General features: G+C 72.8%; 8 protein-coding genes. 5 read left to right on the top strand and 3 right to left on the bottom strand.

All coding sequences use genetic code 11. The features are described 5' to 3' along the window. Both VM840_02645 and VM840_02640 read right to left on the bottom strand, forming a co-directional pair. The coding region (locus VM840_02645; GenBank protein ID HVL80474.1) for a hypothetical protein at positions 1–246 on the bottom strand (246 nt) is incomplete at its 3' end. Beyond that, positions 243–2,066, bottom strand: a complete 1,824-nt coding sequence (locus VM840_02640; GenBank protein ID HVL80473.1) for a beta-galactosidase — start codon at positions 2,064–2,066, stop codon at positions 243–245. The genes VM840_02640 and VM840_02645, both read right to left, overlap by 4 nt. Positions 2,067–2,078: 12 nt before the next feature. Between VM840_02640 and VM840_02635 the strand changes: the two genes are divergently transcribed. Genes VM840_02635 through VM840_02620 form a run of 4 tightly spaced genes read left to right on the top strand, consistent with a single transcriptional unit; the run spans position 2,079 to position 9,564 of the window. Beyond that, the gene (locus VM840_02635; protein HVL80472.1) at positions 2,079–4,271 is read left to right on the top strand and encodes an alpha-amylase family glycosyl hydrolase; all 2,193 of its coding nucleotides are present in this window, start codon (positions 2,079–2,081) and stop codon (positions 4,269–4,271) included. A gap of 2 nt (positions 4,272–4,273) precedes the next feature. Further along, complete coding sequence (locus VM840_02630; protein HVL80471.1) at positions 4,274–5,911, top strand: hypothetical protein; 1,638 nt, start codon at positions 4,274–4,276, stop codon at positions 5,909–5,911. A 3-nt stretch (positions 5,912–5,914) separates the two neighbouring features. Then, the gene (locus tag VM840_02625; protein ID HVL80470.1) at positions 5,915–7,996 is read left to right on the top strand and encodes a TIM-barrel domain-containing protein; all 2,082 of its coding nucleotides are present in this window, start codon (positions 5,915–5,917) and stop codon (positions 7,994–7,996) included. Beyond that, positions 7,993–9,564, top strand: coding sequence for a glycoside hydrolase family 13 protein (locus tag VM840_02620; GenBank protein HVL80469.1), 1,572 nt, complete (start codon positions 7,993–7,995; stop codon positions 9,562–9,564). The genes VM840_02625 and VM840_02620 overlap by 4 nt, the downstream gene beginning before the upstream one ends. Here VM840_02620 and VM840_02615 read toward each other — a convergent pair. Continuing rightward, complete coding sequence (locus VM840_02615; protein ID HVL80468.1) at positions 9,554–10,483, bottom strand: alpha/beta hydrolase; 930 nt, start codon at positions 10,481–10,483, stop codon at positions 9,554–9,556. The genes VM840_02620 and VM840_02615 overlap by 11 nt on opposite strands. Before the next feature lie 298 nt (positions 10,484–10,781). Here VM840_02615 and VM840_02610 point away from each other — a divergent pair, with 298 nt between their 5' ends. Further along, the gene (locus tag VM840_02610) at positions 10,782–11,726 is read left to right on the top strand and encodes a type IV toxin-antitoxin system AbiEi family antitoxin domain-containing protein (GenBank protein ID HVL80467.1); all 945 of its coding nucleotides are present in this window, start codon (positions 10,782–10,784) and stop codon (positions 11,724–11,726) included. Positions 11,727–11,871 lie beyond the last annotated feature (145 nt).

Here is an 11,871-nt window from a genome sequence, read left to right as displayed (position 1 = left end):
GTCCACGAGCACGACCCGGTCCACCTCGGCCTCCCGGCGGATCGCGTCCGGCTCGCCCAACGGTCGGCGCCGGTAACGGTCGGTGACGACCCCCGCCGAGGTGTCGACCACCGTGACCACCTCGCCCGCTTCGTGCAGGACGTGCAGCTCCCGTCCGGACCCGTACACCCGCCCGGTCGCCATGCGGCTGAGGCGGGCGAAACCCTCCGGGTCGAGGTCGACGATCTCGACGTCGGGCGCGATCAAGACCGGACCTCCCAGACCTGGGCGTCCCAGGCATCGATCCGGAACCGCCACGTGCCGCCGTCCCCGCGCACGGTCGCGGCCACGGGGTCGTCCGACGAGTTGAACGCGGCCAGCACGGTGCGGTCGTCGCCCTCCCACACGTGCAGGTCGACGCAGGTGGGCTCCCGCGCGTACGGGGGGGCGGGGAGCAGGGCCTCCGCGTCCGACGGCTGGCCGAGCAGCGTGATCCCCCTGTGCTCGAAGGCGTGCGGCTCGAGACGGTCGTCGATCCGAGGGAGCCGCGGTCCGACCCCGACGCGCACCCCTTGGGCGGCCGCCGCGCGCAGCGCCTCCCAAACCTCGGGATCGAAGGCGTCGAGCATCGGCACGAGGACCGTCCGGTACCGGGTCAGGTCGGGCATGGAGCTCGTGGAAGCCCGGTCGCAGTCGACGCCAACCGCGTCGCACGCCGCCGCCAGCCCCGTCTCCCAACGCTGGAAGGCGCGGGTGTCGGGGTGGTCGAGCTCGAACAGGCGCCGGTCGAGCGGGAGCACCTGGCTGAAGGCCGGCACGAGATCGCCCAGCGTCGCCCGGGCCGCGACGCGCCGCGACTCGGTGCGGTTCTCGAGCAGGAGGACGGGCGCGTGGCGACGCAGCCCACGCAGCCGGTCCAGGTGTCCGGCGAGCTCTCCGTACCACCGAACCTTCGGGCGCTCCTCCCCGTGCCGCGAGATGGGGCTCCCGTACCACCGGTCGCGCTCGACGGCCATGTAGACGTTCGCGGCCCGGACGCCGGAGTAGACGGCCCGCAGCCCGATGATGCGCTCGTCGCGCTCGTCCACGCCCAGCGGGAGCAGCCAGGGCAGGGTCAGCCAGCCGGCTCCCAGCTCGATGAGGAACGGGAGCCGGGTGGACCCGGACATGTGGCGGGCCAGGTCGCGCACGTAGCGTCCACCGTGCCGGGTGGCGTAGATGTCCGCCGCCGCCACGTCGACGGCGCCGGACCGCTCGAGGGCGCCGAGGTCCTGCGGTGTGGTGAGGCGTGGGTAGTCGTTGTGGACGAGCGGGACGGTCATCCCCCGCTCCCGCAGCATCCCGGCCAGCTTCCCGAGCGCGTCGCGCAGGTGGTGCTCCCGCCAGCTCACCCAGTCCAGACGCGAGAGCTCCGTCCCGTCGGCCGCGTCACGCGGCGGGTCCGTCACGTCGTAGGGAGGCCGTCCGTCGTAGCGCCTCTCGACCCAACCTCGCCAGTCCTCTACCGCGTCGGGGTGGTAGTCCATCGCGAAGGCGTGCGGCTGGAAGTGGTAGCCGAGCTCGTTGTCGACCTGGCAGGCGACGACCGGTCCGTCGGGGTGCTGGAGCGGGGCGACCTGCTCGCAGAAGGCGTCGTACCACCGGGCGACCTCCTCGAGGAATGCGCGCGATGCGTACGAGGGGGGATGGACGTGCCAGGTGGCCGTGGGCAGCACGTACGGACGGCCGTCCGGACGCCTGGCCTGGAAGCGCGGGTCGTCCAGGATCCTCACCGGCCACCCCGAGTCGGTGATCTCAGAGGCCGCGTCCGGACCCGGCCTCACCATCACCCCCAACCCTCGCTCGTGGGCGAGCTCGCAGAAGCGGCGCAGGTCCAGCCTCCCGGTGAAGTCGAACCTCCCCGGCTCCCGTTCGTGCCGGGCCCAGGGCACGTAGGTGGAGACGAACCCGAAGCCGTTCGCGGCGACCGCGTCGAGGACGCGGGGCCAGACGTCCGGCTCGAGCCGCCAGGCGTGCGCCTCGGCGGAGAGCCATGTCCGCTCCACGCCGTCGACCGAGATCCCCCGGTGGGTGAAGGCGATCGTCATAGTTGGTTACGGATGGACACCCAACTCTCGGCGGGGGCGGTCCGGGATCGGTTCCCGATCCTCGGAGACTACCTGGACTGGGCGCAGGACCGGCTCGCGCTGCGCGCGGTGCCCGGCGGCCTCCTCGTGGGAGACCTGCTGATCGTGGACGGGTCCCCCGGGGACCCCGTGCAGCTCCCGGCCGGCAGGTGGGCGGGGTTCGGGCACCACACCCGGGTGACGGGTCCGGGCTCGGCCGAGGTGCCCTACCCCCGCCGGCACCTCGGTCACGGGTGGCGCTTCGCGGCCTGGCCCCCGGCCGTCGCCTTCCAGCGCGAGGGGACGGTCGTTTGGGCCACGGGCCCGGAGCCGGACGCGCTCGAGATCCACCTGGCCACGGGGCGGGCGGTGCACCGGACCCTCCCCGACGGGACGAGCGTCTCCGTGGTGGACCGCCGCATGCGGGTGACGGGTCCGGAGCGCGACGTGGTCGTCGTGGCCGACGGGTTCCCCGTCCGGCGCGTGCGGGGGGCCGACGTGACCGTCGACCTGTCGCAGGCGGTGGCGGCCGCCGCCGCCGTGGCGCAGGGGCGTCCGCCCGCCGACCACGAGGGGCTGCGGGCGGCGTTGGAGAACGACGAGACGACCGGCGTGCGTCACCGATACGAGATCGAGCCCAACCCCCCGCGACCCGGGGAGCCGTGCGTGGTGCGGGTCCGCGGCGCGATCGACGGGGGCGCCGTCGTCGCCGAGGACGGCCCGCCGGTGCGGCTGCGCGGGGCCGGGGCCGACCTGTGGGAGGCGGAGCTGCCGGGCCGACCCGAGGGCACGGTCGTCCGCTACCGCGTCGAGCTGGACGGCGGCGGACGGGTGACCGACGCGGCCCCCGACTTCGCCCACGTCACCCCGGACACCCCGTTCCTGCGTCCGGCGCGCGCCGGCTTCTCCTACGAGGTGCGGGAACCCACGGTTCCAGGATGGGCGATCGACGCGGTCATCTACCACGTGATCGTCGACCGGTTCGCCGGCCCGGTCCGTCCGCTCGAGCAGGTGGGGTTCCTGGGTTTCGCCGGGGGCACCATCGCCGGGCTCACCCAACGCCTCGACCACCTCGCGGGTCTCGGGGCGGACGTCGTGTGGGTGTCGCCGCTGACCCCGGGGCACATGCACGTTCCGTACGACGCGGTCGAGCTGTTCGGGGTGGACCCCCGCCTCGGGTCGGTCGACGACGTCCGGACCCTCTGCCACGAAGCTCACGCCCGGGGCATGCGTCTCATCCTGGACGCCGAGTTCTCCTACCTGGGCATCGACCACCCTGCGCTAACCGAGCACCCCGAGTGGTTCCTGTGGAACGACGACGGCAGGCCGGTGGGCTGGTTCGGCAACCCGACATTCGCCGCGCTCGACCACGCCGACCCGGGGCTGCGGTCGCACCTGCTGGAGGCGACGCGGTGGTGGCTCGAGCTCGGGTTCGACGGGTACCGGCTCGACTCGGCGCACGCCGCGTCGCTCGACTTCTGGACCGACTTCGGACGCGCGGTGAGGGAGACGAGAGCGGACGCGTTCACGGTCGCGGAGGACGCCCGGACCCTCGAGCACTGCCTGCGCTACCGCGGGCGCCTGGACAGCTACCTCGACTTCCACACCTGCTACGGCCTGCGGGGGTTCGCGGGGGACGGTACGGTGTCGGCGTCCGGGCTCGACGCGACGCTGCGGACGCGGGACCGCCTCCCCGCCGGCATCTGTGGCACCACGTTCTTCGAGAACCACGACATGGACCGCTTCAGCTACCTCGCCGGCTACGACCCGCGACGCGTGCGCCTCGCACACGCGCTCCTGCTGACCCTGCCCGGGCCCCCGGTCCTGTACCACGGGACGGAGGTGGGGGTCTCCCAGCCGGGTCCGGGCGATATCGCGATCGCCGCTCGCGCCCCGATGCTGTGGGGAGACGACCAGGACGGGGCCCTGCTCGACGACGTGAGCCGGATGATCGAGCTGCGCCGGTCCAGGGTCGCCCTGCGCCGGGGCGCCTACCGGACCCTCACCGCCGACGACGCCGCCGGGGTCCTCGGCTTCGCCCGGGAGACGGACACGGAACGCGTCGAGGTGTTCGCGAACGCCTCGGGGGAGGTCCGGCGGGTGGCGCACGCGGGAGCCGACCTCGAGCTGGCTCCCCTCTCGGTCACGGTGCTGACGGATGGCGCGGACCCGGTATCCTGGGGATAGTTATGGCGCTTGACCAAACCCGCGCGCGCCCCCGGACCCCCGGCTTCGTCTACGGATCGATCACGCTCGTCATGCTCGTCGTGCTCGGCGTGATCGCCTTGATCGCGCGCCAGCCGCCGCCCCCGACGATCGCCGAGTTCGCGCCGAACGCCCAGGAGCAGATCGAGGACGCGCCCGAAGAGCAGGCGGCGCGCCGTGGACGCGGCGCGGGCGCCAGCCCCCCGCCCACCGAGGGGGGCGTCCCTACCCCCGGCCCGGCCGAGCAGCGGTTCATCGACACGCCGCGGGTGAGGCGGTGCGTCGGCAACCCGCCCCGCCAGACGGAGGACCCGCAGTCCCCGCCGTGCGTCCCCTACTGGGAGGGGGACAACGGAGGCGCGACGTGGCGCGGCGTCACGCGCAACGAGATCAAGATCAACGTGCCCGCCAACCAGGGCCACCTCGACCACTTCCTCGCCTACTTCAACTCCCGCTACGAGTTCTACGGACGCAAGCTGGTGGCCGTTCAGAAGGGCGGCGACCACGAGGCCGTGAAGATGGTCGCGGCCGCCCAGGCCGCCGACGCGGAGGGCGTCTTCGCGTCCACCATGTACGGCGACGCGGGGGGCGGGGAGTCGATCTACTACGACGAGCTGGCCCGGCGCGGGATCATCAGCGTCGACGCCCGGCCCTCCATGTCCACGGAGGCCGACCTGGCCAAGCACCACCCCTACCGGTGGTCGTTCCTCCCGACCCACGACGTGATGCAGCGCAACGAGGGCGAATGGATCTGCAAGGCCCTGAAGGACCGGCCCCCCGAGTTCGCTTCGGGGAGGGAGCGCACCGCGCAGACGCGGCGGTTCGGGCTCGTCTACACGAAGTCGTCGAACAACCAGGTGCCCGACCTCTCGCACCTGAAGGGGGCGCTGGCCCGGTGCGGGATCACCTTCACCCGCGACACCGAGGCGGAGATGGTCCACAACGAGGGAGACGCCCAGGGGATCCAGCGGGCGCAGACGGTCGTGATCCAGATGCAGAGCCAGAACGTGACCACGATCATCTGCGCGTGCCACACGCAGAACTCGGGGCTGTACCTGTACCCGAACGCGAGCAAGCAGGGCTACTACCCGGAGTGGATCATCGGGACGTACATGTACCAGGCGGAGGACGCCCACGCCGGCTCGTGGGACCCGGCCCAGGTCGAGAACTCGTTCGGCATCTCCTGGCTGAACAAGCAGATCGCGCCCGACCAGTCCGCCTGGTACTGGGCCATCAAGGAGGCGGAGCCCGGGTACCGGTTCCCATCGGGGAACCCGTACGTCTACTACGAGCCTCGCTACCTCTACTACCCCATGCTCGTCCTCGCTTCCGGGATCCAGCTCGCCGGTCCGAACCTGAACCCGACCACCTTCGCGCGAGGGCTGCAGCAGGCTCGGTGGCCCAACCCCAACGCGGGTCGGGCTCCCTACTGGCAGGCGACGATCGGCTTCGGCGGCGACCACTCGGCGGTCGAGGACGGCACCCTGGTCTGGCTCACCCGCAGCCAGCGATCGAACTGGGGGATGCCGGGGGCGACCTGCTTCGCGCAGCAAGGCATCAGGTACAGGCTCGGCGGGTGGCCGTCCGACAACGCCGGGCTCTTCCAGCCCCCCTGCTACTGACGCATGCCCGAAGACGCCCTCTCCCCCGCCGCCGCGCGCTCGCCCGTCCGGACGTTCGGCCCCCTCGGCTGGCCGTCCCCCCTGCTAGACGAGACGCTCGAGATAGACCCGTACACCTCGGTCGCGCTAGACGGGGATCGCATCGTGCTCGAGCTGGCCTCCGGTGAGCAGGTCCAGGCGCGACTGACCGTCCCGGTCCCCGGGGTGCTGCGGGTCCGGGTGGGGGACCGGCTCGACGACCCTGCCCCGTCCGTCCTGCTCGCCGACCTCCCGGACGAGCCGGCGTCCCTGTCCGGGTCGTGGGACGGGGTGCGGATCTCGGGGCCCGGCGTCGAGGCGATCTGGGAGCGGGACGGGCAGGGCCTGACGTTGGGGGCGTTCCGACGCGCCCCCAAGCTGGCCCTCATCGGGGGCCCGCTGGGCGGGGTCGGTAGGCTGCGGACCGCCGACGGACCGGCCGGTTGGCTCGAGACGGCCTGGCTGACCCCGGACGCCGCCGTCTACGGTGGCGGCGAGAGCTACCAGGGACCCGACCTGCGAGGCCGGGTCCGACGCGCGATCAACTGCGAGACGCACGGCGCCTCGGGGCTCGACGTGTCCTACCTGACCGTCCCCTTCTACTGGTCCGACGCCGGTTGGGGGGTCTTCGTCCACTCGTCCGCCCCGACGCGGGCCGACCTGGGCGCGGCCCACTCGGAGGTGGCCGCCTTCTCGTGCACGGACGACGAGTTGGACCTGTTCATCCTCACCGGGAGCCCACCCGAGATCCTGGCGCGCTACCACGCGCTCACCGGGCTCCCGGGGGCGCTGCCCGAGTGGGCGTACGGCGTATGGACGAGCCGCTGCTCCTACCTCTCGGCGGCCGAGATCGAGACCGTGGTCGACGGTTACGAGCGAGCGGGCTGCCCGGTGGACGTCGTCCACGTGGACGCATGGGTGTCGGGGAACGTGATCGCCGACCTCGCGTGCAACTGGACGATCGACCGGGACCGGTTCCCGGACGGGTGGGCGCGCCGGCTGGCCGAGCGCGGCATCCGCACCAGCCTGTGGCACAACCCCTACGTGGTCGAGGGCTCGGACCGCGCGACCGAGCTCGAGGAGTCCGGGCACCTGGTGCGGTCGCCGGACGGCAGCCCCGCCCGCACCCCCGACAAGCCGGACCGCTTCCTCATCGACCTCACCGACGACGACGCCATCGCCTGGTGGAGACGGCAGGTCGCGCGTCTCGTCGCCGAAGAGGGGGTGGCGTCCTTCAAGCCCGACTTCGCCGAGGAGATCCCGCTCGACGCGGTCTTCGCCGACGGACGCACCGGCTGGCAGCTCCGCAACGAGTACGCGGTCCGCTATCAGGAGGCGACCCACTCTGCACTGCGGGAGGCCCTGGGGACCGACGAGGTGGCGCTCTTCTGCCGCTCCGGGACGGCCGGCGCCCACCGGTACCCGTGTCACTGGGTGGGCGACACGCCTTCGACCTGGACGGGGCTCGTCACGGCCCTGCGGGCGTGCCTGTCCCTCTCGCTCTCGGGGTTCGCGTTCGTCGCCCACGACGTCGGCGGGTTCTGGACGCCGGGCTCGTTCGAGTGGGTCCCGACCGCCTTCGCCGAGATGGACCACACGCTGTTCGAGGCCGATGTCGAGGGGGAGCTCTTCCTGCGCTGGACGCAGTGGGGGGCGCTCTCGCCGCTGATGCGTTTCCACGGGACCGGCCGCCGGGAGCCGTGGGCCTACCCCGCCCCGTTCGGGGAGCTTGCCGTGGAGGCGTGCCGTGTCCGGGCTCGGCTCCGTCCGTACCTGGAGCGCGTGGGAGCCGAGGCCTCCCGCGTCGGGACGCCGATGATGCGTCCGATGGTCCTCGCCTGCCCAGGCGACCGGTCGGCCCGCGACGCCCAGCTGCAGTACCTGCTCGGACCCGACCTCCTCGTGGCGCCGCTCCTGGAGCCGGGCGGCGAGCGGACCCTCTACGTGCCCGAGGGCCGCTGGGAGCCGCTCTGGGGGCTCGACCCGGTGACCGGCCCCGGCTGGGTGACGGTCGGTTGTGGACTCGCCGCCTTCCCGGCCTGGGTGCGGGAGGGAGCCGAGCTTTGAGCCAGTGGTGGGAGCACGCGGTCGTCTACCAGGTGTACGTGCGCAGCTTCTCCGATGCCGACGGCGACGGATTGGGGGACCTGCGCGGGCTGCGGTCCAGGCTCGACCACCTGTCCTGGCTTGGGGTGGACGCGATCTGGCTGAACCCGGTCTACCCGTCCCCCGACCACGACCACGGGTACGACGTCTCCGACTACACCGATATCGACCCTCGGTTCGGCTCCCTCGACGAGCTGGACGCTCTCCTGGCCGACTGCCACGACCGCGGGATGCGGGTGATCATGGACATCGTCCCGAACCACGTGTCCAGCGAGCACGAGTGGTTCACGCGCGCGACCGCCTCGCGGGACGCACCCGAGCGTGACCTGTTCGTCTTCCGCGACCCGGCTCCCGACGGCGGACCGCCGAACAACTGGAGGTCGGTCTTCGGGGGCCCGGCCTGGACCCTGCACGAGCCCACCGGCCAGTACTACCTGCACCTGTTCGCGCCCGAGCAGCCCGACCTCAACTGGCGCAACCCCGCCGTGCACGCCGAGTTCGAGCGGATCCTCCGGTTCTGGCTCGACCGGGGCGTCGACGGGTTCCGCATCGACGTGGCCCACTCGCTGTACAAGGACGAGCTGCTGCGCGACAACCCCGACCCGGAACGCCGCCAGTTCGGGACCCCGTACATGTCGCTCGAGCAGCCGCACTGCTTCGACCAGCCCGAGGTCCACGACGTGTGGCGCGCCTGGCGCAGGGTCTTCGACGCCTACGGTCCCGACCGGGTGACGGTCGGCGAGGTCTTCCTCTACGACCCGGAGCGCGTGGCGCTGTACCTGCGTCCCGACGAGCTGCATCTCGCGTTCAACTTCCTGCTGCTCGCGATGCCGTTCGAGGCCGAACGCTACCGGGAGGCGATCGACATGACCTTCGCGGCCTACAGCGAGCACGGCTCCCCGTCGACGTGGGTGCTGTCCAACCACGACGTGCGCCGTCACGTCACCAGGTTCGGGGGAGGCGAGCTCGGACGCAGACGCGGCCTGGCCGCCACCGTCTTCGCGCTCGGGCTCCCCGGGGTCGCCTTCCTCTACCAGGGCGAGGAGCTCGGGTTGGAAGAGGTGGACGTCCCGCCCGAGGCGCGACAGGACCCCATCGAGCGCCTCACGGAGGGACATCGGTCCGGACGCGACGGATGCCGGGTGCCGCTCCCGTGGACCTCCGAGCCGCCCGGGTACGGGTTCACGTCCGGACATCCATGGCTCCCCTTCCCGGGAGCGTGGGGCGAGCGCAGCGTCGAGGCCATGCGCATGGACGAGGGGTCGACCCTGCACGTGTACCGGGAGGCCCTGCGCGCACGCCGCTCGCTATCGGACATGGGGGGGGCCGGGTTCGAGTGGACCGAGGCCCCGGACGGATGTCTCGCCTTCCGCCGCGGCGGCGTCGTGGTCGCGCTCAACACGGCTGATGCGCCGGCCACGCTGCCCGTCACGGGGGAGCTGGCCCTGGCGAGCGCCCCGGACGTGCGCATGGGAGCCGGGCTGCAGCTCCCGCCGGCGACGGCCGCCTGGGTCGTCGTCAGCCGCTGAGCCACCTCGACGTGACCTGGACGGCGTGGGGGACGTCGTCGAACCAGGGCGCGTGTCCCCCGCCGGGCACGATCTCGAGCTCGGCGTGCGGGAGCGCCTCGGCGAGGCGGCGCGCCGTCTCCTCCCCGCCGAACGGGTCGTTCTCGCCCCACACCAGGTACGTGGGCGCCTTCACCCGGGCCAGGAGCTCCTCGTCGAGGACCAGCGCCTTCTTCATCCCACGCAGCGGGCGGATCAGCGCGGTGGCGGTCTTGAACTCGTTCGTCATCGTCCGGGTGTCCCCCAGCAGGGCCCGGTACGCGGCGAGGTCCTGCGCGGTGATGCGCCCGGCTTCGAGGCTGGCCCGGTGCCGGAGCAGGCGGAACACCCCGCGCACCATCGACTCCGTGGGCCGCCCTTCGGACAGGAGACGCCCGAGCATAGGGACGGTCGTCATGCGGACGTGTCCCGGGATCCGTCCGCTGCCGACCCCCGCCGGCCAGCCGAAGAGCACGAGGCGCCCGACGCGGTCCGGGTGGGCGGCCGCGGTCCGCAGGGCCACGTAGCCGCCGAAGGACGACGCGACGACGTGGGCGGTCCCGACCCCGAGGGCGTCCAGGACGTCCACCACCAGGGTCTCGCCGAACCCCGGCAGCGAGCGGGCGTCCAGGGGCTCGCGCAGCGGGTCGCTCAGCCCGCACCCGGGCCTGTCCAACACGATCCGCCTGAAACCGGACAGCCGCGCCGCGAGGGGGGCCCAGCTCGCGCCCGAGGTCGTAGCGCCGTGGACGAAGACCACCGGTGGACCCTCGCCGAGCTCCTGCACGCGCAGGGTGACGCCCATTCGCGGGAGGTCCACCCGGCGGTCGACCGGCTCCACGCGCAGGGAGCGCCAGAGCCGGGCCTCCGCCTCCCGGAACCTGCGAGCTTCGCGCGCCATGGCGCCGTACGTACCCACCGAGGCCCGGGAGCCACCCCCGGGAGCCGCCCGGGGCACCACGACCCGCCATCCGTGCCCCGCCGACGCCCCCTGGCGTCACCGATGGCATCTACGGGGTCCTATGCGACCGGGAACCGCCATCCGTGGGCTGTGGACGCCTGAAGGAGCCACCGATGGCAGGTTCCGGACGGCAGGAGCCAGCCCCTCGCCAGCACGCGTCGCCCCGGGGGCGTGTCGTCGACGGGGGGTACGTTTGGCGCCTTCCCATGTGCCTTCCCCCTATGAGTGGGGAGGCGGCATGCCGGAACGGAGGCCGGCACCTGACGCGCGCCTCGTGGTGGCGACCCGCGCCCAGCACGGACCCTTCACCCGCGCTCAGGCCCGTGCGGCGGGGTTCAGCGACGCCGGGATCAAGAGCCGCCTGGCGTCCGGGCGGTGGGTGCGCCTGCACCGCGGCGTCCTGTGCGAAGCGACCGTGCCGCCCTCCCTGCGCCGCGACGCCTCGGCTGCGGTCCTCGCGTGCGGGAGCCGGGCGGCGGCGTCCCATCGCACGGCGGCGCTGCTGTGGGAGCTGGATGTCCCGGCTCCCGACCGGCCCGAGGTGACGGTCGTGGGGGCGACGCGCCGGGAGCCGTCCGGGCTGCTCGTGCACCGGACGTCCCGCCTCACGCGTGTCGAGGCTGGCGTCCGGGACGGGATCCGGGTCTGCTCCCCGATGCGGACGCTGCTCGGGCTCGGGGAGGTCCTGGAGCCGCGGCTGGTCGAGCTGGCCCTGGACCGCCTGTGGCGTCGTGGACGCGTGCACCCGTCCAGGCTGCTTTCGTATCTGGACGAACCCTGGTGCCGCAGACGCAGGGGCACTCGCGTCCTGCGGGGGCTCGTCCGGGAACGGATGGGAGTCCGGGCCACCGACTCGGACCTGGAGACGCTCCTCGTCCAGGTCCTCCGGGAGGCCGGACTCCCGCTGCCCGAGCGCCAGTACCCGGTGGCGACCCCGTTCGGACCCCGCTATCTCGACCTCGCCTACCCACAGCAACGGATCGCCATCGAGACGGACGGCATGGACAGCCGCCTCGACCCCGAGGTCTTCCTCGATGAGCGTGCCCGCCAGAACCTCATCGAGGCGCAGGGATGGACCTTCCGTCGGTTCGGATACGCACATGTCACCAACGACCCGCTCTGGACCGTCTTCACGGTTGCCCAGGCCCTGGGGGTCCGACCGGTGAGGTGGGTCCAGACCTAGCCGCTAGGCCGGACGTCCACAACCTGCCATCGGCCGCGTTGAGCGGACCGCGGTTCGCGCCTATGGCGCGATCCGGTCGCATGCGACCCGTAACCTGCCACCGGCGGCGCTGAGGGAGCCGGGGGGAGCCACCAGGGGTGGGTCG

This window comes from Actinomycetota bacterium (assembly GCA_035540895.1).
In the GTDB taxonomy this organism is placed as follows: domain Bacteria; phylum Actinomycetota; class JAICYB01; order JAICYB01; family JAICYB01; genus DATLFR01.
This window is presented reverse-complemented; position numbering and strand designations above follow the sequence as displayed.

Excerpts from the sequence above, each read along its gene's own strand:
- VM840_02625 (HVL80470.1), top strand. The coding sequence starts at position 5,915 with ATGCCCGAAGACGCCCTCTCCCCCGCCGCCGCGCGCTCGCCCGTCCGG.
- VM840_02610 (HVL80467.1), top strand. The coding sequence starts at position 10,782 with ATGCCGGAACGGAGGCCGGCACCTGACGCGCGCCTCGTGGTGGCGACC.
- VM840_02630 (HVL80471.1), top strand. The coding sequence starts at position 4,274 with ATGGCGCTTGACCAAACCCGCGCGCGCCCCCGGACCCCCGGCTTCGTC.
- VM840_02640 (HVL80473.1), bottom strand. The coding sequence starts at position 2,066 with ATGACGATCGCCTTCACCCACCGGGGGATCTCGGTCGACGGCGTGGAG.
- VM840_02615 (HVL80468.1), bottom strand. The coding sequence starts at position 10,483 with ATGGCGCGCGAAGCTCGCAGGTTCCGGGAGGCGGAGGCCCGGCTCTGG.
- VM840_02635 (HVL80472.1), top strand. The coding sequence starts at position 2,079 with ATGGACACCCAACTCTCGGCGGGGGCGGTCCGGGATCGGTTCCCGATC.